Here is a 23,453-nt window from a genome sequence, read left to right on the forward strand (position 1 = left end):
CGCTCTCGCCGAGACTGGCATCAAGTGCTGGGCAGACAGAGGGGCTACCGAGGAGCGGGAGGTTCCGTCCGTGTCCCCGTCTGGGGTCGCGGGGACAAGCTCTACGCAGGTCAGCAGGCCGCCAACCGGTCCCATGCGAGGATCGGTGCCCTTGTCGGACCCGCCAGCCCCGCGCTGAAAACGACCACCGCCTCACCCACCTCTTTCAGGCAGCCCTCACCCTCCGCCTAGGTAGTGTGCACCTCCGATCGCGACGAGGGCCGCCGCGCCACCCATCACGCCGAGCCCCGCCCACCAGGGTTCGTCTCCAGGCGAGGGGGACCTCGGCATCTTGAGAGGTTTCGGCTGAGGCGGCTCTGATCTGCGCAAAGGTGCGAAGCGCTCTCTCTACGTGGTGGAACTCCATCGGACGGTCGCGCGAAGATATCGCACAGGCGCGTTCAGGCTGGGTCTGGGTGACCGGGACCCGGTTCGGTGAGGTAAAGGGTTACGACGGTGATCCGCCGCCGCTCCAGAACTTCCCGTCCGTGCCCTTGCGACCCTGGACGCAGTGCACCAGGAACAGCAGGGACAGTATTCCGACGGTGAACAGTCCCTGGAAGCCGAGCCCGCAGCCCATGGACGCCAGGAGAACGTCATGCCAGGTCACCGGCCTCCGGGACCTGCGCCCCAGCCGCGAAGGCCGCCCGGGTCACCTGGCGTCCCACGCCCCGTGTTCCGACCTTCGGACTCCGGTTGTGTGGGTCTCCGGATACATCCCGCGAACGGATGCCACGCCTGCATCACAGGTTGCTAGCTTTGCGCGGTGGTCCGACCTCCCGCCGGACCAGGACCAGTTCGAAGTCCACCGATCTGGAGGGGTCCATGAACAAGGCGAAGAAGTGGCTCGGCACGTCAGGACTCGTGTTGGCCACGATGCTGGGAACGACCGTCACCCTGGCACCCCAGGCCCAGGCAGCGTCCAACTGCCGAGCCTGGACCGCGGACAACGGACACCGGGCCGTCGGCCTCTGCCAGAGCGGCAGCGGGGAGTTCCGGGTCCGCGGCGTCTGCGCCGCGCTCCAGGGCAGCGCACCGTTCGTCGGAACCAAGGGGTACCGCAACGGCACCACCGAGCAGGCGTCCATCTGGGACTGCGGCTCGGGCGGCTGGGCCGAGAACCTGTGGGTCGAGGCCCTCTGACCGGCAGCCCGCCGACTCCATGAGCGTGGGACCCCCTCACCGGGGGCCCCGCGCGCCGGACGGGGGCTGAGAGGCCGTATCACACTCCGCCTCATCGAGACGGGGCCCGTTGCCCGCACCGCCCTCCACCGCGACCGCCCCACAGCCCAACTACGGGCATCGCTCTAGTAATTGTCACAGCGAGGCGCCATTGGCGCGCACCTTACGGAGCAGGCTCTGAGTGGGGAGTGGAGGCCCTCGCGATGCGCGCCGGGTGCGGGTGGAGTCCACTCGGCGCGCTCCACCTGGTGGACGTGCGTTACCTCGTGCACGGCTCGACGCACCGTGCGCGCCGCGGACGCCGGTGAGGAACTGGTGGAACTGGTCGGCCTCCTGCATACACTCGATCATGGACCCGGACGTGATCTACGCGGTGTGCGCGCCGCCGCCCGCGAGCCACCACCGCGTGAGGTACCGGCTCGCCACTGTCACCAGCTGCCGCGGCGCGTACGCGGACTCTCAGCCAGCGTGCTCATCGGGCACGACGGTGTATGGGGCGTCCGCGCGTTACGCGTCAGGTTCCCCCTCAGGGGGCGCCGTATCGGCCTGGACGGGACGCCGTGAGCCGATGTTCCTGCCTTTGGTCAGGAGCCAGACCATGAGGATGAGTTCGCCTGCGCCGGTGAACACGGACGCCTCGGCCGAGTATCCGGAGGACAGGAATGCGCCGAGGCTGTCGACGAGGTAGCCGAGTCCGGCGAGGGCCAGCAGGACGCCCAGCACCCGGGGGACGTAGCCGGACCTGAAGGCGAGCCATCCCAGCAGCAGAAGGTGGACGCCGAAGAAGATGAGCCCGGCGTCCCACATGTCGTGGAAGGCGTCGATGCGCATGAGTGCTTCGGCGTCCAGTTGGTCGGCGCTGTACGCCCCCAGAGCCTCGGCGTCCTTGGCCGGGGGCAGCGCTCCGACGAGTTGGGTGACGGCGACGAGGAGCACTGCGGCGTAGGCAAGCCGGAACCAGGCCGCGAGCGTCGCGATTGCTTTGTGCGCCGGTCTGAAGAAGACACACAGTGCGCAGGCCACCACCACGTCCAGGACAGCGACGAGGAGAAGAGCGACGGCGCCGAAGCGGAACAGGGCCTCGGAACCGCGGATGTCTTTGGCGGTTCGTGCCGCGTCGCCCTCGGTGACGAGGTTTTCCAGCACCCCGAAATTGGCGAAGACCGCCAACAAGGCCATGGCCAGGATCCCCGCACCCGCGACCAGAGCGGCATCGCGGACCGCCCGCGAGGCCCCCTCGGGCGGGGTCATCCGCGGGCCCCCTCGGGCGTTGGCCGCTCATCACGATCGCCCGTGCCGGGCGTCGGCGCGATGAGACGGAATCCCTTGAAGATCAGCAGCAGCGGAAGCACGGCTTCGAACAAGCCGCCAGGAACGTAGAACGCCGCTCCAGCACCGGAGTTGATGTCCACGAGCCCCAACAGGTCACTTGCCACTCCCACCAGCAGCACGGCGTAGCCCACGAGTCCGAGTACCGAAAGCCACCACGCGACCAGCCCGGAACGCAGCAGGAGGTAGGACAGGACCAGACCACCAGCGCCGGAGAACGCGTAGACCAGCAGCTCATATTCCGTCAACTCGCTCTTGCTCACGAGGAAATAGCAGCCGCACGCAATGATGGCAGCGCATTCCGCGCATCTGAGCGTCAGATACCCGGCGGAGAGGCGCATTCCGTGCGGCTTCAGCACGGGGAACAGTGCGACGCCGATCCCGGCGACCGCAAGACCCGTATAACCCTCCAGCAGCACGCCCGCAAGGAGCCCACCCTCTCCGGAATCCGTGCCGGAGAAATAGTCCTCCAGGAGCGAGCTGCCGACAGCGAAGGTGAGCGTCGACGAGAGGAACAGCAACCCCACCAGCACAGCGGTCTTCCTGTACGGCATGCATCCGTCCTTCCGCCCCCACCTCACCCGGGGGCTGGAAAATGAGCTTTGCCGCGTCCAGGCCACAAGCCGACTACCGCCGAGCCATCGCGCGACGGTTTGCTACTCGAGGAGGGTGCTTCTGGGCACCAATTATCCTCCCTTTGCGGGCATAGGCGCCGCCCGCGCGCGAGGAATCACCTCGGATTCACGCCGACGTCACAGGGTGGACCAGGCGCGGACCAACTCGGCTCAGCTGGAGTCAGTTCCACCGTAGACATAGGTCATAGCTCATTTTGTAGCCGTGCAGCACGAAGAAGAGCTGTGCGTCCTGGAAGAGGGGGCCTTCGGACACCTCGTCCACGAGGATGCGGACGGTGGAGCGGGGCAGGAACAGCATCGGCTTGGCCATGGGCCTGAACGGCCGCTCGCCGTCGGCGCTGCCGAGCCCCGCGATGTTGTGGATCGCCCGGTTCTGCAGCTCACGCCCGCTGCCACTGTCGACGATGCTGTATGGGAAGTCGATGCCGCAGAAGCGTGCGAACAGACAACGGGACGCCGTCCGCCGGATCGTCGAACACGGCGCCCACCAACGCGTCCCAGGGCGGCGGCAGTGGGATCGCCTGGCCGTTGATGACCCCGCCGACGGGCCGCGAGGGGATGAAGCTGTAGCCGATGGAGGTGGCGACGAACGCGCCGTCGACACTGATGTTGATGGTCTCCTCGACCCGGTTGCCCGCCCGGCCGCGCAGCTTCAGGACCGCCACGTGGTCGAAGGGGGATCTCCTTCGTCGAGGGTTGCGCCCCCGCACCCCGCCCATTGCCCCGGACTGGGTAGCGGGCCGGGGCCTGCCCGTACTGCTGGTCCTCCTGCATCGTGACCTCCAGGTCACCAGAGCGGCCGCCAGAGCTCCGGGGCCTGGGCGGGGCGGCGGAACTGTCCCTTACGCGCACGTCGTTCGCGGACGTATCCCTCCATGCCGCCGTCGACGCCTCCCGTGGTGCGGCCCGGCTCCTCGTCGTCGGAGAGCAGTGCCTCGCCCGTGTCGGCTCCGTAGGCGCTCAGTTCGTCGCCCTCGTCGGCCTGGGTCGGCTGTGCAGGCGGCATGGGCATCATCTGCGGAGCGGGGGCGGCGTACGCCACTGGGCGCGGCCTGCTCTGGAAGGATCGCAGCACCTGCGGCAAATACTTGGCCGCCAGCGGCAGAACCGTCTTGGCGATGGCGGGCAACAGCGACCAGAACCCCACGGGGGATCCGAGCCCGTCGTACCCCTCCACCCACGCGTACAGCCGCCCGTCGCGCCCCTGACGCACCTCGCCCGGCACGCACGTCGCGGTGCGGGGAGCGTCCCGCCGGAAGGCGTGGCCGAGGTCGTCATACCCATTCATGTCCTCGTACGCGCTCATTTCCTCGTACTGGCCCAGTTCGTCGTCCTGGCCACGGCTCTCGGCGCCAAATCCGCAGTTCGGGCAGCCGAATCCGGCGTACGCGCCGTACCTCTCGTCCCCGCTGTCTGCCCCGTACCCGCCGTATCCGCCGAGGCCCTGCACGGTCATCAACTCCTCATCACCGAGGCTGTAGTCGTCGCCGAATCCGTCATGGAACATGCGATGCGCCTCCCTACTGGACGTCGCGCTCCAGGTAGCCGTCGAGGACCACCCAGAGGTGTCGGGGGCCCGTCTCGTCGGCGACGGACGCGGGCAGCCCGCGCGGGAAGAGCATCTCCACGCGGAAGTTCTGCTGCGGTTCGATGAACACAGGCTCGGCGAACCGGAAGGTGGCCATCGGGTCGGGCACCCCGTGGCTGAGCGGGGCGGAGCCGTTGCCCGAGACGACCCCGGCGCCGGAGGGGAACATGTACGTCGGCGCGGTGATCGCTTCCTTCTCGCCGACGAGCAGCGTCACCACGGAGCTGAACACCAGATCTGGGATGAAGGCGTCCGGATGCTCGTGGGCGGGCGCGGTGTCGCTGATCACCACGCGCATCGCCCGCGCCTCGAAGGTGTTCAGACTGGGCAGCACGCCGGACGCCTGCATGTTCGTCTCCAGGCGTGTCTTGTCCTGCACGTCGACGAAGAAGCGGATGACGCGCGGGTCGGTCATCCTGTCCTCGAAACGGTCCTGTGCGTCACGCAGGAAGAAGGCGTCGTACAGGGGACTGTGCAGCTGCTCCTTGACGCCGGTCACCCGAGCCATCGTCTGTTCTCCTCACGGTCAGCGCGTTCGTGCCACGTGGTAGCGCGGGTACGGGGTGGGCGGCCGGTAGAGGGCGGGCGGCTGACTCCAGTACGGGGGCCGGTAGCCGTACGGAGGGCGGTAGCCGTATCCGGGTCGTCGGTAGCGACGGCGGTCGGGCGGGACGTAGACGGATGCTCCCGGGTAGTACGCGGGCGCCACGGCGGGTCCCCACCAAGGGCCTGGGTAGCCCGGTGCGGAGCCTGCCGAGCGCCCCAGGCTCTGGAGCGCGGCCTCGAGGCGGGCCGCCGTGCGCGGCCGGTACCGCGGCGGGAGGCCCGACTGCCACACCCTGCGGAGCACTTGCCGCAGCCAGGGATCGGAGCCCAGCAGGCCCTGGGCGCGCAGTTGCTCCCAGACGGCCCGCACGCGCTGATCGCGTGCGGCCAGTCCCGATCGGTGCACGGCCTCGACCAGGTCCGCGGCCGGTCCCGTCGGCAGTTGGCCGAGGGTGTCCTCCGTATCCGCCGCGTTCATGGGACTTTCCCTTCGTGTCGTGTGGCGCGTGCGGAGCGGGACGATCTTCTTCACCGGGCTGTCGGGTGCCCAGCCCATGGGGTGCGGCATCGTGGCGTCCAGCGCGATCCAGCGGCCGCGGTACTCGGCCTCGGGATACACGTGGGACAACAGACCGGGGCGCGCCGCGTCGGGTCCCGCGAGGACGATGCGGACCTGGTGCCCGACGGACTGCAGCAGCGCGCCGAGCAGGATGGTCATGTCGTCGCAGTCACCCGCCCGCAGCTGGAGCATCCGGCGTGCGGAGTGCAGGAGTTCCACCCGGTACGGGTCACGGGTGTAGCGGACCGTCCGCCGTACCCCCTCGAACAGCGCCCTGATCTCTCCGAGGCAGTCCTTGGGACGCACTCCTTGCGCCTTCAGCAGACGCACCGCGCTGCGGCGCACGGTGATGTCCTTGGCGCCCTGGAGGATCAGGGACCTCATGTGCCCGACGGTCCGCGCGGTGCCCGCAGGCCCCGACGGAACGCGGTACGTAGTGATCCGCAGGCTCACCCCGACCCACCCCGCACGCTCTCGATGAGGGCTCGCGCACTCAGCGGCCGCGTGTAGCAGCCGCCCGACGCCGGGAACACCCGCATGTCGGTCCGGTGCGCGGAGCAGAGCACCACGGTCGTGCCCGGCGCCTCGGCCGCCAGCCGCATCGCCGAGGCGTCCCCACCCCGGACCCCACCCTCCAGGACCAGTACGTCGGGGCAGGTCACAGCCATCGCTTCGGTCATGGTGTCCGTCCCGCACTCGTCGACGAGGATCTGAGGGTGGCGCAGAATGGCCCGGATCCCATGTCCCGCGATGCCGCCGAAGCCCACCACCAGTACGCGCAGCACATGCCGCCTCCCCAGTAGCACCGTTCGCCAGTGGCGTCGTCCACCGCTGCCGTCGCCTTTGACGCTAGGCCGCTGCCGGGGGCCGGGACGAGAGTCCGGCGGGCAGCTCATGAAGCAGTCGACGGGGCAGCCGCGGGGCCGTCTGTTCGGCCTCCCTAAAGGGCACCTTGGCGCACTACGACCGCCACCGCGTGGGCTCGTGTGCGGCAGTTCAATTTGGCCAGGGTGTCGTGCACGATGTTCTTCACGGTGCGCTCCGAGTAGGACAGCGCGCCTGCGATCTCCCGCGTGCTGCTGCCTTCCGCGAGCAGACGCAGGACGTCGAGCTCGCGGCGGGCGAGGCACTCCGCTGCCGCCCGCAGCCTCAGCACGTCACCGCGGGCGCCGGAGAGTAGTCCGGCGAGGACGGCGGGCGGCAGCGAGCCGGTGCCCGACGCGACGGCGTCGACGGCGGCGATCAGGGAATCGGGGGTCATCTCGGCCCGCACGAGCAGCCCCGCGAAGCCGTGCTCCAGCGCGGACCGCACGAGCTCGGGGCGGGCCGTATCGAGTACGCCGAGCAGCGGAGCCGACCGCTTGGGCAGCAGGCGGGCGACATCTGCGAGTCCCGCCCCGTCCGCCTCGGTGACGAGGAGGGCGGCCACGCCGAGGTCGGGCTCCGGCCACAGATGCGCACTCTCCCCGACGACGTCGAAGCCGGCCAGGGTGAGACAGTCGGCCATGCCCCTACGGAAGATCACGTTCGACTCGTCCAGCCACAGCGGTACTTCTGCGCGCTTCATCCAGCAAGCAGAACAGCCCGCGGCGCCCGGGAGAAGCGGCCACGGGGGCCGACCTCGGGGTACGACGCGCCGTGTGCTGCCTCAAAGGGCAACCCTTCAGCCCCGGTGGTGGCGAGCCTTCAGATGAGCCCGCGCCGTATCCCCTCCACCAGCGCCTGGGCCCCGCTGCGGGCGCGGCGGCGGCGCCGCGCCCGCAGGACCACGCTCTTGACGGTGCGTTCCGAGAATGCCATCCGGTCGGCGATCTCCCGCGTCTCGTAGCAGACGGCGAGGAGCCGCAGTACGTCCTGCACGCGTTCGGGCGGTACGTCATGGTGCACTTCGAGAGCGGTAGACCGCGCAGAGCGACCGGGGCGGGGGCGGCCGCGATGCCGCTGAAGCGCATGTGGCCGACTCCGCCGACGCCTCAACGTGCCGAGTCCGGGCAATCCGCCGGGCACCACGCGGATGTTGCTCAACGAGTCATCGGGGACATGCCTCGGGGAGGCTGGAGCGGAGGGCGTCTTTGACCTTCTCAGTGGTGGCAGCACAAGTGGTTCGCCGTCCTGGGGCATGCCACCCCTCGCCCTGTCCCGTGCCCCGAGAACCCCAGGCGATCCGGGTGCGGCGGCAAGGCCTTTTACGAGCACTCAGGGACGTGAGAGCGGCGGGGTCACCCCGTACCAGCATCCAATGCCCCCCCATCGGCAAAGGATTCGTCGGCCACCCCCGGTCATCTACGTCGGTCGCCGGTCAAGAGGTGTGACGATGACGCCTGCGGGCGGCGGCGGCCAGCGCTGTGCCCAGGGCGATCGAGGCACCGCCGGCCCCGAGCATCCAGCCGGAGGCGGCATCGCTGCCGGTCTCGGCCAGGGCGGCACCCGGGCGGGCCCGGGCGGCGGAATCATCGGCTGCGCCGGGCCGCCCGGCGACCGGTCTGACGTCGCCGCCCCCGCTCCCGGTGGGCGTACCGGTGGTCGGAAGCTCCTTCAAGTCGTCTTGCGAAGCAGGCTTGTTGCTGTTGGCTGACAGGCCCTTGGCTGGCGGCACCCTGCCCGGCTCGTTGCCCGCAGCCACGATGTGGACGTCGTAGCCCGACGGCCTCACGTCGTGCCAGACGCCGTTCTCGTCGTAATACGATCCGATGATGCCGGCCGCGCCGAAGCTTTCCGGCATGCTGGCGTCGGCCTTCAGGCGCATCTGTGTGTCGACGTATTCACCGGGCGCCAGATTGGCGAAGCAGGCGTGGTAACGCCAGTAATACTCGTCAATCGTTTCCTTCCAGACGCCAGCGTGCTCGTCGTACCACTGCACAGTCAGCAGGCTCGAGTTGTCGCCGTTGAGGCCGCCGGAGTCTACGTGGAGATAGACCCAGACCGTCGTTATCGCCTTGTCAGAGGTGTTGGTGGCGCGGAGGGTGAAGTAGTGCCATCCGGAGCCGGCCACGATCTTGGTAGGCAGACCGAGCAGGGTGCGGGTCAGCACCTCGTTCGACGTGACATTGGAGGTCGGGTGCTCGTCGGGGCTGTGGGGCGGCTCAGCGGTCCCGGTCGGCCCGAGGGTTCCGCGCGGGTCGGCGGCAGGGGAGGCCGGCCTGGTCCCGCCGGCCGGCGTGGTGTCGCCCCCGGCGGCCGAAGCCCCGGGCGGAGAGGTGGGGACGCCGGTCTGCCTGGGTGCGGGGGTGCCTGGCGTCGGCTCAGCGGGACCGCTGGCGGTGGGCGCCGCCGGGCTCGTTCCTGCCTCAGGCGCCGCAGGAGCCTGGGACGATTCCGCAGCACCGGGGCTGGCCGGATCTCCGGCCGACGCCCCTCTTTCCTCTGTCGGGGGCTCCGGAGCAGGCTCTGGCATGGAGAGCGCCGACGGGCTGGCCTCTGCCGCCGCCGCGGGTGTAGCAGCCAACAGCGTCGGGGTGGCCACCGAGACAGCGGCCAGGACTGCCATACGTATGCACTTCAAGGTAACAACCAAATCGCTCGCTATGAGATTTGATCACCCATTCTTGATGCTTGTCCGACTTTCCACTACCTTGCATCAGCTTATGGACTCATAAGCGGTGTTTTGGACTTTCGAGGCAGAATGCGCCCCTGTCATCTCGCAGACGGTGGAGCCACGTGGCTGCCGGTGGAGTGGGTGCCGAGTACGGCGATCCGGATGGGCGGGGAGGTCACCACAAGGTGGGGTACCTATCTGGTTCGGGGGCGCTGGGAAGACCGGGCGGCACGGCCGCGGCGGCCAACTGGTGTCGTAGCGGCGGGCCATGGCGAGAAGGAGCTGCGCCGTGGTGAAGGCGTCGAACGGGGCGCGACGTCGGTGTCCGGGGCCTGGCTCAGGTCGGGCTGGATGTGCTCGATGAGCTTGTCGAGGCTGTACTTGCCGAGGTCGGGGTAGGCGGCCTTGGCGAGGCGGAGGGTGTCCAGGACGCCGGCGGGTGCCCAGTCGGGCAGGTGTGCGCGCAGGACGCGGTAGTCGGTGTGGGCGTTGTGCGCGCAGATCCACGCCGTGCCGAGGAAGGCGCGGACCTCGTCCGCGACGTCGGCCCACATCGGCTGCCCGGCAAGGTCGTCGTTGGTCAGCCCGTGGATCCGGGTCGCCAACGGGGTGACGGGAAGGTTGGGGCGGGTCAGCCACCAGCCCGCGGCGCTCTTGTCGGGACGGCCGTCGCGGAGCGGGAGCGCGGCCACTTCGACGAGGTCGGGCGGATTGGTGCCGTTGCGCCTCCCCGGCCGTGCACACAACAGCGGCCGGGGACGGTACCGTTCGGTAACGGGCGGCCCGGTCGCTGCCCGACCAGCGACAGTCGCACGAGACGGAGTGGCACCGGATGCAGCACGCAGTGGGGTCTCCGCTGCCGCCGCCCCACCAGCCGGGGCACGGACTCCCCCTACGGGCGCTCACCGGGCGTACACGGTCAGCGTCCCACTTTCAGCCGCGCGAGGAGTCAGAGGAACCGGAAGGCCTCACCGGCCGGGGCCTCCAGGCAACCGCGTGTTCACCGCTGTTGGCGGACGGCCTGGCGTGCCGCGGTCATGCTCGGATGAGGTGGCCTCGGAAGTGCTGCGGTACCGGGGCGAACCGGCAGGCCATGGTGATGGTGTCGGCGTTCGGGACGGTGAGGTGGTAGCGGGTGCACATCAGGTAGCAGAGTGCCATCAGTTGGGAGGTGGCGATGTCTGCGCCGATGCACTTCTTCGGTGCCCAGCCGAACGGTACGTAGCACGTCCGATCGGGCGGACCGTGCGGCGCGCCGGGCAGGAAGCGATCGGGGTCGAAGGTGTCGGCCTGCTGCCAGAACCGGTGGTCGCGGTGGATCATGTGCGGGCTGACCAGGTAGCTCTGCCCCTTCTCCAGCCGGGCGGCGCCGAGGTCGGAGGAGACCCGGGCACGCCGCACCAGCAGGAGCGGGGGGCTCCACATGCGCAGGACTTCCTTGACGAACCGATGGGTGACCGGTGCCGCCTTGCTCGGTGCGGCGCAGAACTCGACCGGGTCCACGCTCTCGAGTTCGAGGGTGAGCCGCTGTGCCCACTGCGGGTTGCGCACGAATTCGTAGAGCACGCTCGCGGCCGCGGAGCCGGGCGGTCCGCCGATCGCGGTGAGCACGGTGGTGACGACGTCGAGCGCACGGTCCATGCCGAGTTCGGGGAGCATGTCGACGATGGGGTCGGTGAGGTCCAGTTCGCGGGCACGGCGGCCCGAGGCTCGGCCGCGCAGGACCTTTCGTACGACGAGGCCGGCCCGGATCTGAACGGTGACGAAGCGTGCGTGATGCCGCAGTCCGCGACCGGGGTGGCGGTCGATCAGACGTAACAGTTTCTGATGCAAGTCCTGTGTGATGCGGGCTGATTCGCGGGCGGTGAGGCCGGACAACGCGACCGGCAGGATGGACTGCACGGCGATGTCCTGAGCGAGCAGGACGAGGTCGATGTCCTTGCCGAGCCGGGCGTCGATGATCCGTTCCATCCGTGTGATCATTTCGGCGGTGTGCTCGCTGGTGGTGAGCGTGTGCAGTTGGGTGAGCCAGGCGGTGCGTATGCGGGTCCACGGGACCTCTGTGCTGTGGCGGTGCCGGATCATGTCGACGAGCCGGTCGGTCATGACCAGGCCGTTCCAGTTCGCACGGCTCACCAGGCGTGCCGCGGCCGGTTCGAAGACGGCGAGCTGACCGTCGTCCAGCCAGAAGATGCCGCCCTCGGCCACGCTGCGCAGCCGCAGACCGTGCAGGAAGTCCTCGCCGTGGTGCGGTGTGGTCATGGCACTGCCTCTCACGGCCGGTGTGGGCAGCCGTTGGTCGGGCACTGCCCACACCGATTCCGATCAGATGTGGTGGTAGAGGTACCAGAAGTGGAGCCCGCCGTAACCGGACCGGATGTTGAGGACCGATTTGGCCGTGTGCATGAGCTTCCTCATGTCATTCACCTCCTCTCTTGGTCGACGGCTCGCTGGTGCAGCTCCGCGGTGAAACGAGGCGGAGCCAGCGCGGGCCCCACCTGGGGGCCGCCGCCGCTCGCGCTGATCGAGAGTTGCCAGTCGCGGTTGATGACGCGGATCAGGTCCTCCAGGAGCGTCATCGTCACGGTCGCCCCGGCGCAGGTGTGCGGGCCGAACCCGAACGGCATGTAGGCCGGTTCGTGTGGAGGCGCCGCCCAGCGACACGGCATGAACTCGTTTGGGTGCTCCCAGTGCTGAGGATGGCGGTGTACGAGATACAGGCACACGTTCACCTCGTCGTGCGGGCCATGCGTGACGCCGGCCAGCTCGTGTGTGCGGTTCGGCGTGCGGGCGAACAGCCAGGCCACCGGCCACAGTCGCAGCGCCTCCCGGACGATCCAGGCTGGTTCGTCGCCGGTGGTGGACGGGTGCGTGCCGGTGAGATAGACCGACCAGCCGAGGGCGAAGCCGATCGAGCCGACCGTGGCGAACAAGAACGACAGGTAGACCTCGGCCACCTGGCCGGGGTCCGCCGACAGCCCGGCGCCGATGACGGCGACGTCCAGCAGGTCGTGGGGTTCGAGGAGTCCGGCGCCGCGGCGTGCCTGGATGTTCCGGATCAGAAGGCGCATGGCCCTGCGGCGGAATCGCAGCCGGGACAGGGCCGCATGGCGCTCTCGCGCGCCGGCCAGCACTGCGCGGGCAATGATGCCGTCGACCACTGCGTGGAGTTCTGCGGGAGCGTCCGGGCGCAGGAGTACGTCCTGCAGGTGCTCGCGGATGAGCAGGTTGCCCGCATCCGGCCAGGTGCTGGTGGGTGTGAGCCGCGTGCCGACGAGGCGGGGCAGGTCCGCACGGCGGGCATCCAGGTGGCGGCGTATCAGATCACGTGCCGCACGCCCGATTTCGACTTGGGCTGTTCTGGGGCCGAAGACCCCGGAACGGGTGTGGTAGAAGTCGGACGTCTCCTTGAAAGCGCCCTGCCGATTGCCCAGCACGTCACGGGCCACCTGCGGGCTGGCGACGCAGAGTCGGCCAGACGCCGAGCGCCACACATCCTGGGTTCCTTCGAACTCTGCCGCCAGGAATTGCAGTGGATCGTGCTGATAGGCGGTTGCGCTGCGGTGCCGTCGAGCCGCTTTGCCGTCGGCCGACCAGGCCATGGCATCCCCCTCGATGGAGCTGGTGGCCCGGTCCGCCGAGACGGTTGGCCGAGCCCGGCTCACGGGGCCGTTCACACCCCGAAGACACCGGACCGCACAACAGACAGCCTCCTCCGCAGGGGGCGTCCTGTGAAGTCGTCCGTCATATGACGACGGCCGTAAGTGAGGTACTCACCGGAAGGGCAGGCCAGGCGGGTGGACGAGCTGAGCGACACAAGTACCCAGTTGGTGTCGCCGACGGCGATCGATTCTGGGGTGGCCGTGTACCCACCTGGCTTCAGTGGCCGTCTTGGCTACCGCCGCCGCCTGCAACCCCTCGGTGGCGATGAGCCTGCCCCGCCGCGGCGGCGACCTGCTGGCGGCGTTCTTCGTGGACTGCGCCCGGGAGAGGTCAGGCGCCTTTTCGCGTACCTCTAGAAGAAGCCGAGCTTCTTCGCCGAGTACGACACCAGAAGGTTCTTCGTCTGCTGGTGGTACACGCCTGACCTTGCTTCTGACCTGCGTCAAGGGGCGGAACCGTCTGGTGACAGGCTGAGTTGGTCCGCGCCTGGTCCGGATCTTGGTGCGTAGTTCGAGGCGGCGATGTGGCTGCGGACCGCGATCCGCTGGAGCGGTGGTACATGCCCCTCCATCCTTGGAGGCGGCAACGGTCGGCCCAGCGTTTGGCGGTGGTGTCACTGACCTGGAACCGTTCGGCGGCCCGCCGCAGCGGCCAGCCGTCCTCCACGATGCACCAGGCCAGGCGCATCCTGCCGGCAACGTGCCCGAACAGCACATCTAGCCACTGCTCTCAGGCGACTGCTTCTCCTGCCACCGGGCGAGGTTGGGACGGATGGCCAGAGTGGTCGGGACCCAGCACCCTCAGGTAGTCGTCCTTCAGCCGAGGGCTGACTGAGCTGGGCTTGTCGGTGGGCTGGTGGCGAGGGCTGGACACTTCTACCGTTTCGGGCAGGAAGCGAGGGGGCGGTCGTGGTGGCCTCGTGGGTTGAGGAGTGGGAGCAGCGTGAAGCGGCGGCCGGAGGCGGCTTGGCCCTGGTCATCACCGGCCCTCTCCAGCAGTAGCCGAAATCCGCCTACCCGCCCAATCCTTGACCGGACGGACTACCGTCAGGCCGGTATCTTGCGCGGGATCCCTAAAAGACAATGTGCACGGCATCGATCGCCTGTCATGATCAGGACATGAAGAAGATCACTGCGGTCGCAGCTACAGCCCTGACCACGGCGACCCTGCTGTCCGGCACCGTGAACACCGCCCAGGCCGCGTCGAGCGCAGACTGGAACAAGCATGTCCACTGCAAGGCCACCGACCCCGATGGACGCCACATCGTCACCCGAGTAGGTAACTCCCACCTCGGGTGGAACCACTTCACTCATCGCCACAACATCCGCGTCTGCAAGATCCTCACCGCCGCCATCCATGGCAACGTCGACCACAACGACCACCACGGTCGCCTGGAGTACAAGGGCGTTGCCATCAAGACCGGCCCCAGGCCCCAGCAGGTCCGCTTCACCGTCATCGTCCAGTACTCCCGCTACACCAAGGACAGGAAGTACGATGCCGGCCGGGGGCAGAAGGTCGGTGTCGTCAACGCCTTCTGTGCCAACCAGCCCCACAACAAGTGCCCCGCATGGATGAACCAGTGACCCATACCGAAGACCGCCAGGAGCAGGCAGCCATCAGCCGCTTGCTCCTGTACTACCTGAACGCGCCCATCGCCGAAGGCTGCCGCCTGCGCGGCGTCTTGCCCGCCCCTGGTGCCATCCGGATCGCCATCCGCGCCGGGGACGGCGAAGGCGCGGACACCTTCCTCTACGAGATCCCCCACGCCACGGTGGCTCCCGCCCACATCCCCGGGATCCTGCGCACCGTCCTGGTCGGGACCCAGCTCTACAGCAGCGACGACATCAGCGAGGCCATGGGGATGACCCTCATCCGCCTCCGGCCAGAAGACCTCATCCGTGACCCAGAGCCCGAACAGGGCCAGGCGCTCACCGTCCTGAGGGCCCTGTCCGACTCCGACGACGACGAGAACCCCTTCCTGGTCGGCTTCTTGATGCAGGGCGACGGCCTGATGCGCTTGTACGTCCAGCATCCAGGCGGCGTCGGCATCATCGGCGCCGACATCCACTTGACCGACACACCCACTGCGCTGATCTCTTCACTCCCCTCCCTCATCGAGGAAGAGAAGCGCCGCCAGCCGTCCCCGGACGACCCCCACTGCGATCTCCTCGTGGACCTGACCGACTGGTAGACCTACCGGACTTCGGATCACCGACTTGGGACGCCTGTCGCGGAAGAGAGCGGCTCCTTCCCCATGAGATCGGGGTCAAGCGGTGAGAACGTACTGTTCCTGGTCACAGGCTGGACAGAGACGTTGATATTCCCGGACGAGATGGTCTTTCCAGTAAGCGTCAAGATCACCATTGGCCGCGATGGCCCGGAGCTTCAGGACGGCTTCGGCGCCGTCGAGGCCCCAGCGGGCGCCGCCAATGTCGAGGCGGTCGGCCTCAAGGGCCTGGTGGTAGCGCAGGAACTCGGCCTGGCTGAACTGGGCTTGGATGGCATTGGCGACGTAGAGAGCGTCACCGTTCAGGACGGCGAGCACGTGGGCGGCGACCCAGTCCTCGGCGACCTTCTCGCCCGTGTGAGGAAAGCACCAGCTCGCCGTCCATGAATATTCGAGCACGTGGACGATGCCGATGACGATGTGCACGTCGACGCCACGGAGGCGGGCCTCGGCCAGGACCAGGTCGAGCTGGTGGCGGGCGCCGTCCACGAGGACGACCCAGCAGCGGCGATGGCCTGGGTCGCGGGCTTCGGCGTGGTCGAAGACCTGCCCAACGACGTGCTCGGCGTCGTGGACAACCGACGCGCACAGCCACTTGGGCCGGGCGATGGGGCCGGGCCGCGGAACGTAGTCGCCCCCGCGGCCACCAGGCGGAGCGATCACATCATGCGGGCGGCGGGGTACCGGTTCGGCGTCATAGACCGCACCGAGGGTGGCCATGCGCTTTTGGGCACTCTTCTCTCCGGCGGCCAGGCGGGTGCGGAAAGTGTGCTGCCGTTTCACGGCAGCCTCCCGGGCGGCCTCTCGTAGGGCCTCGGGCCTCATGACGATCCCCTTGCCGTCGACGGACAGCACCAACCCCGTGGAGGCGGTGCACGGCTCGACGACTCTCGTGTCAGAGGAAGCGTCGATGTCCTTGGCGCCCTCGACAAGCAGACCGGCGAGCCGACGCTTGCCGAGCACCGGACCGCACCGACGACAGATCGCCTCCAGCGAGGCGTCGTAGGACACGCGGACCGCCGCGTGGACCGCGAGGCGGGCCAAGCCGTGCGAGTGCCGGCCCCCGGGCAGGGACAAGACCTCATCGGCCGGATTGGCCGCCTCCAGGCGCCGCCACGTACCGCGGGACACGGTGGTTGTCCCGCTGGTCATCGGGCTGGGCGATGGTCACCTTGATGTGCCGTCCGTGCAGGTAGGCCCGTGTGTCGCGGCTGGAGCAGGCCTTGTCGCCACGCAGCCGGTCGGGCCGGGTGCGTGGGCGTCCGGGCCCGCGCCGCTGGATCCGCAGCCCGGCCAGTACGGGGATGAGCATGGGGTTGTCGCCCCGCTGGCCCGGCGAGGTGAGCCAGGTCAGCGGGCGGGCCCGGTCGTCGGCCAGGAGTCGGACCTTGGTGGTCAATCCGCCCCGCGAGCGCCCCAACGCCTCCCGCCCATCGGCCTCCACACGCGCCCCGCCTCCTTTTCCGGGAAGTCACGCGGCCGGTGCCGGGCCCCGGCCGCGTGCTGATGTGCCCGGCAGGAGGTGGAGTCGATGTTGACCGCCCACTTCCGCTCCAGCTCCTCGGCCAGGGCACCGTCGGGATCGCCCGCATCGGCCTCGATCTGCAGCCTCGCCAGGATCCGCTGCCACGTGCCGTCCGCCGACCAGCGCCGGTGCCGCTCATAGACGGTCTGCCAGGGTCCGTACCGCTCGGGCAGGTCCGGCCAGGGCACCCCGGTCCGGGCCCGGAACAGCACCCCGTTGACCACTGTCCGGTGATCGGACCACTGCCCGCCGGGCCTGCCGTTGGCCGACAGCAACGGCGCGATCTTCTCCCACTGCGCGTCCGTCAGCTCATGTCGTCGCACCATGCCCGACGCCTGCCCGTCCCCGAGCATGGTCCACCCACCCCAGCAAGAGCAATCAGAAACGACCTAGTACTGCAACGGTCTTCGGCGTGACTGGTTGCCAGGCTGTTCGCTGTCCTGGGCATAGATGGGGATCTTGGTGATGTCAGGGCGTAACGGAGAGGCTAACGAGGTGCCGCGAGTACGTCCCGGAGTACGTCCGCGAGCGTGACGCGGGCCAGCTCGTGTCTCACGGTCTCCTCGATGCCCTCGTAGATGCTCTGCATTGCCGGCTGGATGCCGTGACCCACCACGCATCCCTGGTCCGGGGTGGTGCGGTGCATTGCGAACAGCGGGCCGGGTTCCACTGCCTCGTACACGTCGAGGAGGGTCATCGACTCCAGCTCGCGTGCCAGCGACCAGCCCGCGCCCACTCCCCGCCGGGACTCCACGAGCCCGGCCCTGCGCAGCTCGCCGAGCAGTCGCCTGATCACCACGGGGTTGGTGTTCGCGCTGGTCGCGATCTGCTCGGAGGTGGCGACCTCATGGCCCTGACGCTGGTAGAGGCCGATCCAGGCCAGCGCGTGGGCGGCGATGGTCAGCCTGCTGTTGGCGCTCATGGGCTCCTCCTCTCGGCCACAACGCTTCATGTTACGGCAGTCGTAACAGTGAAGGTTGCAGCAGACTGTCGTAACAATTAATGTTGCGACTGTCGGGAAGGGTCAATCAACGAGGTGAGAAGAATGAGCAAGCCATTCACGGGCAAGGTCGCCCTGGTCACCGGGGGATCACGCGGACTGGGAGCCGCGACCGTACGGCTGCTGGCCGAGCAGGGCGCCGACGTCGCCTTCACCTACGTCAGCTCCGAGAAGCAGGCGCAGGCCGTCGTCGACGAGGTGCGCGGCAAGGGAGCCAAGGCCGTCGCCTTCAAGTCCGACCAGGCGGACACGAGCCGGGCGTCGGCGCTGATCGACGACGTGGTCGCGCACTTCGGCGGCCTGGACATCCTCGTCAACAACGCGGCGATCTCGGTGGAGCAGGGCCGCACGGTGGACGACCCGGAGGCCGACACCGCCGCACTGGACCGGATGCACGCCACCAACTACCTCGGCGTGATCTCCGTCATCCGGGCCGCCTCCCGAGTGCTGCGGACGGGCGGCCGCATCATCACGGTGAGTTCCGGACTGGGCTCCCGGGTCGGCGTCCCGGGCGTTGCCGACTACTCGGCGACCAAGTCGGGCATCGAGAGGTACACCATGGGGGTCGCACGGGATCTCGGGCCCCGCGACATCACGGCCAACGTCGTGGAAGCCGGGCTGATGGACAGCGGCATGCAACCGCCGGACCCCAACACCCTCAAGGCGCTGCTCAGCTCGCTGTCCCTGCAACGCATGGGGCACCCCGACGAAATCGCCGCGGCGATCTCCTTCCTGGCGAGCCCCGCCGCGTCGTACGTCACGGGCGCGGTGCTGGACGCCCACGGCGGCTACAACGCCTGAACCCGAACCCCTGCCGCGCGCCCCGAAGGACATCGCGTCTTCGGGGCGCGCACCGCCAACGACCCGCGCATGCGTGGACACGCCTCAAGAAGCCCGGATCGTGATCGTGTTACCAGCTCATAGGGCTATGCCTCGCGGGATTTCCGCTGGCGGAGTGCCTGGACGGTGGGCCTCGGACACGGGGTTCGGTTTCGCGCCTCACCGTCCACACGAGATGCATCAGGTGATGAGGCCGGCGCTGATCAGCCAGATGTGTTCGCAGGTTGAAGATGCCTTTTGCAACTCCTCGCGGGAGCCTTGTGAGGCGTGGTAGAAAGTCCGCTCGATCATCCAGCACAGGGCGCGTGCCCTGGCCGACGCTTGCTTTGGTTCGGTGCCGGCCTCAACACCGGCTCGTTCTAGGACGGCGGCGATGGCCGTGATGAACAAGTCAGCTGTGTGGCTCCACAACTCGCCGATCTCCGGCACGGTCAACGACAGGTCGATCGCCGTGCGCATGACCAGACCGTGTTCGTTCCACAGCTCGACCGTGCGTCGCATCGCTGCTGCGATGGCCTGGCGTGGCTCGTCGGTCTGCGCGGTGGCCCGGGACCGTTCCCACAGGTGCTCAACGGTCCGGGCCACGAGCACCGTGACCACTTCTTGCTTGGAGCCGAAGTAGAAGTACAGGGCACCACGGGTGATGCCGGCGCCCTGCGCGATGTCGCCAACGGTCATGGCGTCATAGCCCTGTTGCGCCAGCAGAGCTTCGCAGGTGTCGAGGATGGCCCGCTCCCGGACGTCACCCTTGCGTTCGGTGGCGCGTCGGTTCCGCGCGCGGTGGTGGCCGGGCATCAGAGCTGAGCGCCCTCGGCGAAGTCGGTGGTACGGGAGAGCGTCTCCCACGCGCGGATGTCCTCGTCCACGGCCGTGCGCGCGGCGGTGACCAGTCGCAGCGCGTCCGAGCCCAGAATGAGGTGGGCCGGCGGCTGGTCGACCGACGCGATGTGCGCGACGGCGTCCCCGGCCTTGGCCGGATTGCCCAGCTGGTTCCCGCTGGCCTCCTGCCGCGCTTCACGGATGGGGGTGAACAGCTCGTCGTAGTCGTCGACGGACCGCGCGATGCGTGTCATGGACCATCCGGCCCAGTCGGTGCGGAAGGACCCGGGCTCGATCGCCGTCACGTGGATCCCGAACTGTGCGACCTGTGTCCGCGGCGGCGCCGGCGCATGTGGGGCAGGGCCGCCTGCAGCGTGGCCACTGTCCCGAATACGTTGACTTCGAACTGCCGCCGCACGTCGGCCAGCGGCGTCTCCTCGAACGTGCCCTCGAGGCCGTAGCCCGCGTTGGCGACGACCACATCCAGAGGGCCGACGCTCTGCTCCACCTCCGTGATCACCCTCGAGACGGCGTCGTCGTCGGTCACATCCAGGATGCGGCCGTGAGCGTACCGGCTTTGAGCCCTTCGAAGGCCCGCAGGTCGTCCTCGGAGCGGACCGTGCCGACGACGGTGTGCCCGGCGGTCAGGGCGGCTTGGGCGAAGGCACGTCCAAGGCCCGTGCTGACGCCGGTGATCAGCCACTTCTGCTGATGCACTGCTCCTCCAGAAAGGTCTCGCGGTGGACACGTTCCTGCAGCAGCCGCTCACCGCTCGCCTAGCCACCAATGGGCCCACCGTGCGGTGTGGTTCTTGCGGGAGGACGGTGCATTCTGGGTGCTGACGGGCCCGTGGACCCGGTTGTTCGACCGGGTGAAGAACGATCCGAACGTCGCGCTCGTAGTGGATGAATGCGATCTCGTGCCGGACGTGTCCGGCAGGTGATCGCGAGGGGGCGGGCTGATCTCGTGCCGTTCTACGTGCCGAGAGGCCGACGCAAGCTGGTCCGCTATCTGGGGGTGGATGAGGCTCTCTGGGATGCGCGGTTCGTGGGCTATCTGTATGACAATCCGGGTGAACGAGGCACGATGTGGCTGCGTTTGAGGCCCGCCTCGCTCAAGGTCCAGGACCTCAGTTATGCCGTCGTTCCGTCCTGAGACTGATGTCGCTGGCTGGGGTGGGAGAGTCGCCAACGCCGACCAGGTCATCGACATGGGGGCGGGGCGGCGGCGTCGCAGGCGGAACCATCGTCGCCACTGGCACCCCCGACAGAGCCACCGGCCGCTACACCGCGACCATCTGAGCCCGGGGCGGACGGATTGACCGCAGCCGTCCGTGGTCAGGCGAGGGTGAGTCATTCCAGCTTCTTGGTGTCGACGCTGTCACGGCCGTCTTCGGCCGGGCACTGCTCGAGGGCGAGCGCGACGAGGGCATAGCCGCCCTGGCTGATGGCCTTGTTGACGGCCGCGAGTTGGGGGAGAGAACAGGCCGAGTCGCCGTGCCGCTCTCGAAACCGTGGCCTGACCCATCCTGTTGAGCCACTGCGGTCACAGCTCCGGGCGAGCTCAGTGAAGTGATCTGCTTCACAACCTGTCACAGAGACCGGCTATGCGGTGACTTAAGGCCGAACACCTGGAACCGAAGGAGGCGCCATGACTGGGAACACGCACGTGGTCGTGATCGGTGGCGGATATGCGGGCGTGATGGCCGCGAACCGGCTGACGCAGCGCGAGGACGTGACGGTGACGCTGATCAACCCGCGCCCGGATCTTGTCCATCGCGTCCGCCTGCACCAGTTGGTGGGCGGGTCCGACGACGCGGTCGTCGCGTACGAGGACGTCCTGGCCGGGTGTGTCCGGCTGGTGGTCGATTCCGTGGCGCGGATCGACGCGGCCGAGCGCAGCGTGACGCTGTCCGCTGGAGGCACGCTCGGCTATGACTACCTGATCTACGCCGTGGGCAGCGGCAGCGCGGAACCGACCGTGCCCGGCGCCGAGTTCGCGTACCCGATCGCCACCCTGGAGGAGGCACAGCGGCTGCGTGCCGTCCTCGAAGCCACGCCCGCGGCGGCCCCGGTGACGGTGGTCGGCGCCGGTCCCACCGGCATCGAGACCGCCGCCGAGCTGGCGGAGCAGGGCCGCCGGGTGACGTTGGTCTGCGGCGGCGTTCTCGGCCCGTACCTGCACACGCGGGGCCGGCGCTCGGTGGCGAAGCGGCTGGCCGCGCTCGGTGTGACGGTCATCGACGGCTCGGACACGAAGGTGACGGCGGTGACCCGCGACACCGTGCGGCTCGCCGACGGCCGTGAGCTGCCGAGCGAGATCACCGTCTGGACCGTCGGTTTCGGCGTTCCCGACCTGGCCGCGCGCAGCGGGCTGAGCACCGACGCCGTGGGCCGCCTGCTCACGGACGAGACGCTGACGAGCGTGGACGACGCGCGCATCGTCGCGGCCGGGGACTCGGCGGCACCCTCCGGCCTGCCGCTGCGGATGAGCTGCCTGAACGCGACGCCGCTGGGCGCGCGGGCCGCCGACACGGTGCTCAGCCTGCTCGCGGGTGAGCAGCCGGAGAACCTCCACCAGTCGATGTACGCCCAGTGCATCAGCCTGGGGCGAAGCGCGGGCATCTACCAGTTCGCCAACAGGTCCGACGTCGCGGTGCGGCTGTACATCGACGATGGCTTGGGCGCCCGGCTCAAGGAAATGGTCTGCAAGGGCATCCCCAAGCACCTGGCCGGGGAGGCGGACAAGCCCGGTTCGTTCAGGCTGCACCGCATGCCGGGAGGCGTCGCCAAGCGCAAGCAGATGCTGCGCGACCACCGCCCCGGGACACCGGCCGCAGCCGTCCGGGCAGCCTGATCGGGGGTGTTGGGAGGATCTTGCTGTGCACGCACGCGAACGCGGCCGGCCCCCACGGCCGACCGCGAAGGACGAGGAAACGGGACGAGAGATGAGCGACGACGCCACCGACCCGGCGACCGAGGTGTTCCTTGCCCACCGCAGCCTGCTCTTCACCGTCGCCTACGAGGTACTCGGCTCGGCGGCCGACGCCGAGGACGTCCTCCAGGAGACCTGGCTGCAATGGGTCAAGGCCGACCAGGGCCAGGTACGCGACCAGCGCGCCTTCCTCGTCCGGGTCACCACCCGCCAGGCGCTCAACCGGCTGCGCACCATCAAGCGCCAGCGGGAGGTGTACGTCGGCTCCTGGCTACCCGAACCGCTGCTCACCGCGCCGGACGTGGCCCAGGACATCGAGCTCGCTGAGAGCGTGTCGATGGCGCTCATGCTCGTCCTCGAGACGCTGTCACCGACCGAGCGTGCCGTCTTCGTGCTGCGCGAGGTCTTCGACATCGGCTACGACGAGATCGCCGAGGCCGTCGACAAGAGCCCCGCGGCCGTCCGCCAGATCGCCCACCGCGCCCGCCGGCATGTCGAAGCCCGCCGCCCCCGCCGGGTGGTCTCCTCGAACGAGGGCCAGGCGGTCCTGGAATCGTTCCACCGCGCGGTCGAAAGCGGGGACTCGCAGGCCCTCCTTGAGGTCCTCGCCCCTGAGGTCGTCCTGATGAGCGACGGCGGCGGCATCAAACACGCCGCGCTACGGCCGGTCACCGGCGCCGAGCAGGTGGCCCGGATGTTCGCCGGCGGCATCGGAAAGTTCGAAGACACGCTCACCTACGTACCGACCGTGGTCAACGGCAACCCGGCACTCCTCGTCCGCATGGACGGCGAGCTCGACGGCGTCATGGCGCTCAGTGTCCAGGACGCCCGCATCACCGGCCTCTACTACGTCCGCAACCCCGAGAAGCTGTCCCACCTCGCATCCGCGACCCCGCTCACCCTGCGCTGAACACCAACGGTCCCCGACCGCGGACGTCAAACTTTCCAAGCCCCAACCTGGCCTGCCTCGCCCCGGCCGCCTTCGTGGCGCGGGGCCGCTTCGGCCACGAGTCCTTCACCAGCTGACCCGCC

Annotated in this window: 27 protein-coding genes and 5 pseudogenes; 9 read left to right on the forward strand and 23 right to left on the reverse strand. The window is 68.9% G+C overall.

Annotated elements, in window-relative coordinates; translation table 11 throughout:
- Nucleotide 1: 1 nt before the first annotated feature.
- Both AC068B_RS21175 and AC068B_RS21180 read left to right on the forward strand, forming a co-directional pair.
- Nucleotides 2-236, forward strand: a pseudogene (locus tag AC068B_RS21175) (IS5/IS1182 family transposase); the annotation flags it as partial.
- Nucleotides 237-392: 156 nt separating this feature from the next.
- Nucleotides 393-542: pseudogene (locus tag AC068B_RS21180) on the forward strand (pirin family protein); the annotation flags it as partial.
- On the opposite strand, the gene AC068B_RS21185 reads toward AC068B_RS21180, so the two are convergent.
- Entirely contained in the window at nt 488-649 is a 162-nt protein-coding gene (locus tag AC068B_RS21185; protein WP_478673297.1) for a hypothetical protein, read from the reverse strand. The pseudogene AC068B_RS21180 and the gene AC068B_RS21185 overlap by 55 nt on opposite strands.
- Nucleotides 650-864: 215 nt before the next feature.
- On the opposite strand from AC068B_RS21185, the gene AC068B_RS21190 reads away from it, so the two are divergent.
- Complete coding sequence (locus AC068B_RS21190; protein WP_478673298.1) at nt 865-1,182, forward strand: hypothetical protein; 318 nt, start codon at nt 865-867, stop codon at nt 1,180-1,182.
- A gap of 546 nt (nt 1,183-1,728) precedes the next feature.
- Here AC068B_RS21190 and AC068B_RS21195 read toward each other — a convergent pair.
- The 16 genes and pseudogenes from AC068B_RS21195 to AC068B_RS21270 all read right to left on the reverse strand — a co-directional run.
- Complete coding sequence (locus AC068B_RS21195) at nt 1,729-2,472, reverse strand: DUF4386 domain-containing protein (protein ID WP_478673193.1); 744 nt, start codon at nt 2,470-2,472, stop codon at nt 1,729-1,731.
- Complete coding sequence (locus AC068B_RS21200; RefSeq protein ID WP_478673194.1) at nt 2,469-3,104, reverse strand: DUF4386 domain-containing protein; 636 nt, start codon at nt 3,102-3,104, stop codon at nt 2,469-2,471. Before AC068B_RS21200 ends, AC068B_RS21195 begins: the two co-directional genes overlap by 4 nt.
- Nucleotides 3,105-3,345: 241 nt before the next feature.
- Entirely contained in the window at nt 3,346-3,495 is a 150-nt protein-coding gene (locus AC068B_RS21205; RefSeq protein ID WP_478673195.1) for a hypothetical protein, read from the reverse strand.
- 70 nt (nt 3,496-3,565) lie between these two features.
- A complete protein-coding gene (locus AC068B_RS21210) occupies nt 3,566-3,850 on the reverse strand; it encodes a hypothetical protein (protein ID WP_478673196.1) in 285 nt (94 codons plus the stop codon).
- Nucleotides 3,851-3,972: 122 nt separating this feature from the next.
- Entirely contained in the window at nt 3,973-4,692 is a 720-nt protein-coding gene (locus AC068B_RS21215; protein ID WP_478673197.1) for a hypothetical protein, read from the reverse strand.
- Between the two features lie 13 nt (nt 4,693-4,705).
- Entirely contained in the window at nt 4,706-5,281 is a 576-nt protein-coding gene (locus tag AC068B_RS21220) for a hypothetical protein (RefSeq protein WP_478673198.1), read from the reverse strand.
- A gap of 18 nt (nt 5,282-5,299) precedes the next feature.
- Nucleotides 5,300-6,262, reverse strand: coding sequence for a transglutaminase-like domain-containing protein (locus tag AC068B_RS21225; protein WP_478673199.1), 963 nt, complete (start codon nt 6,260-6,262; stop codon nt 5,300-5,302).
- 65 nt (nt 6,263-6,327) lie between these two features.
- Nucleotides 6,328-6,663: a hypothetical protein gene (locus AC068B_RS21230; RefSeq protein ID WP_478673200.1), complete on the reverse strand. Its 336-nt coding sequence runs from the start codon at nt 6,661-6,663 to the stop codon at nt 6,328-6,330.
- A 155-nt stretch (nt 6,664-6,818) separates the two neighbouring features.
- Nucleotides 6,819-7,445 (reverse strand): LuxR C-terminal-related transcriptional regulator, encoded by a 627-nt coding sequence (locus AC068B_RS21235; protein WP_478673201.1) that lies wholly within the window; start codon nt 7,443-7,445, stop codon nt 6,819-6,821.
- 119 nt (nt 7,446-7,564) lie between these two features.
- Nucleotides 7,565-7,765 carry a LuxR C-terminal-related transcriptional regulator gene (locus tag AC068B_RS21240; protein WP_478673202.1) on the reverse strand — a complete coding sequence of 67 codons (201 nt, stop codon included), beginning with the start codon at nt 7,763-7,765 and terminating at the stop codon, nt 7,565-7,567.
- Between the two features lie 412 nt (nt 7,766-8,177).
- The gene (locus AC068B_RS21245; protein WP_478673203.1) at nt 8,178-8,909 is read right to left on the reverse strand and encodes a hypothetical protein; all 732 of its coding nucleotides are present in this window, start codon (nt 8,907-8,909) and stop codon (nt 8,178-8,180) included.
- 698 nt (nt 8,910-9,607) lie between these two features.
- Nucleotides 9,608-10,159 (reverse strand): 3'-5' exonuclease, encoded by a 552-nt coding sequence (locus AC068B_RS21250; RefSeq protein ID WP_478673204.1) that lies wholly within the window; start codon nt 10,157-10,159, stop codon nt 9,608-9,610.
- Nucleotides 10,160-10,448: 289 nt separating this feature from the next.
- Nucleotides 10,449-11,675 carry a cytochrome P450 gene (locus AC068B_RS21255; protein ID WP_478673205.1) on the reverse strand — a complete coding sequence of 409 codons (1,227 nt, stop codon included), beginning with the start codon at nt 11,673-11,675 and terminating at the stop codon, nt 10,449-10,451.
- A 63-nt stretch (nt 11,676-11,738) separates the two neighbouring features.
- On the reverse strand, nt 11,739-11,831 hold the full coding sequence (locus AC068B_RS21260) for a hyalucidin A family RiPP precursor (protein WP_478673206.1): 93 nt from the start codon (nt 11,829-11,831) through the stop codon (nt 11,739-11,741).
- A 5-nt stretch (nt 11,832-11,836) separates the two neighbouring features.
- Nucleotides 11,837-13,015 (reverse strand): cytochrome P450, encoded by a 1,179-nt coding sequence (locus AC068B_RS21265; protein WP_478673207.1) that lies wholly within the window; start codon nt 13,013-13,015, stop codon nt 11,837-11,839.
- 568 nt (nt 13,016-13,583) lie between these two features.
- Nucleotides 13,584-13,763: pseudogene (locus tag AC068B_RS21270) on the reverse strand (helix-turn-helix domain-containing protein); the annotation flags it as partial.
- A 431-nt stretch (nt 13,764-14,194) separates the two neighbouring features.
- Here AC068B_RS21270 and AC068B_RS21275 point away from each other — a divergent pair.
- Both AC068B_RS21275 and AC068B_RS21280 read left to right on the forward strand, forming a co-directional pair.
- Nucleotides 14,195-14,659: a hypothetical protein gene (locus tag AC068B_RS21275; RefSeq protein ID WP_478673208.1), complete on the forward strand. Its 465-nt coding sequence runs from the start codon at nt 14,195-14,197 to the stop codon at nt 14,657-14,659.
- Entirely contained in the window at nt 14,656-15,267 is a 612-nt protein-coding gene (locus AC068B_RS21280) for a hypothetical protein (protein WP_478673209.1), read from the forward strand. Before AC068B_RS21275 ends, AC068B_RS21280 begins: the two co-directional genes overlap by 4 nt.
- Before the next feature lie 75 nt (nt 15,268-15,342).
- Here the strand turns inward: AC068B_RS21280 and AC068B_RS21285 are convergent, their stop codons facing one another.
- From AC068B_RS21285 to AC068B_RS21300, 4 genes are all read right to left on the reverse strand, one after another.
- Nucleotides 15,343-16,314 carry a hypothetical protein gene (locus tag AC068B_RS21285; RefSeq protein WP_478673210.1) on the reverse strand — a complete coding sequence of 324 codons (972 nt, stop codon included), beginning with the start codon at nt 16,312-16,314 and terminating at the stop codon, nt 15,343-15,345.
- A 70-nt stretch (nt 16,315-16,384) separates the two neighbouring features.
- Nucleotides 16,385-16,702 carry a hypothetical protein gene (locus tag AC068B_RS21290; protein WP_478673211.1) on the reverse strand — a complete coding sequence of 106 codons (318 nt, stop codon included), beginning with the start codon at nt 16,700-16,702 and terminating at the stop codon, nt 16,385-16,387.
- Nucleotides 16,699-17,154 (reverse strand): IS5 family transposase, encoded by a 456-nt coding sequence (locus AC068B_RS21295; RefSeq protein WP_478673212.1) that lies wholly within the window; start codon nt 17,152-17,154, stop codon nt 16,699-16,701. Before AC068B_RS21295 ends, AC068B_RS21290 begins: the two co-directional genes overlap by 4 nt.
- Before the next feature lie 161 nt (nt 17,155-17,315).
- The gene (locus AC068B_RS21300) at nt 17,316-17,750 is read right to left on the reverse strand and encodes an Rrf2 family transcriptional regulator (protein WP_467193166.1); all 435 of its coding nucleotides are present in this window, start codon (nt 17,748-17,750) and stop codon (nt 17,316-17,318) included.
- A gap of 123 nt (nt 17,751-17,873) precedes the next feature.
- Between AC068B_RS21300 and AC068B_RS21305 the strand changes: the two genes are divergently transcribed.
- Nucleotides 17,874-18,629 (forward strand): SDR family NAD(P)-dependent oxidoreductase, encoded by a 756-nt coding sequence (locus AC068B_RS21305; RefSeq protein ID WP_478673213.1) that lies wholly within the window; start codon nt 17,874-17,876, stop codon nt 18,627-18,629.
- A gap of 219 nt (nt 18,630-18,848) precedes the next feature.
- On the opposite strand, the gene AC068B_RS21310 is transcribed toward AC068B_RS21305, so the two are convergent.
- Nucleotides 18,849-19,463 (reverse strand): TetR/AcrR family transcriptional regulator, encoded by a 615-nt coding sequence (locus AC068B_RS21310; RefSeq protein ID WP_478673214.1) that lies wholly within the window; start codon nt 19,461-19,463, stop codon nt 18,849-18,851.
- Nucleotides 19,463-20,204 (reverse strand): annotated as a pseudogene (locus AC068B_RS21315) (SDR family NAD(P)-dependent oxidoreductase). Before AC068B_RS21315 ends, AC068B_RS21310 begins: the two are co-directional and overlap by 1 nt.
- 23 nt (nt 20,205-20,227) lie before the next feature.
- Between AC068B_RS21315 and AC068B_RS21320 the strand changes: the two are divergent.
- From AC068B_RS21320 to AC068B_RS21330, 3 genes and pseudogenes are all read left to right on the forward strand, one after another.
- Nucleotides 20,228-20,642 (forward strand): annotated as a pseudogene (locus AC068B_RS21320) (pyridoxamine 5'-phosphate oxidase family protein).
- Nucleotides 20,643-21,137: 495 nt separating this feature from the next.
- Complete coding sequence (locus tag AC068B_RS21325; protein WP_478673215.1) at nt 21,138-22,343, forward strand: NAD(P)/FAD-dependent oxidoreductase; 1,206 nt, start codon at nt 21,138-21,140, stop codon at nt 22,341-22,343.
- Between the two features lie 91 nt (nt 22,344-22,434).
- On the forward strand, nt 22,435-23,331 hold the full coding sequence (locus tag AC068B_RS21330; protein ID WP_478673216.1) for an RNA polymerase sigma-70 factor: 897 nt from the start codon (nt 22,435-22,437) through the stop codon (nt 23,329-23,331).
- Nucleotides 23,332-23,453: the final 122 nt, after the last annotated feature.

Source organism: Streptomyces sp. NPDC042371 (assembly GCF_056437465.1).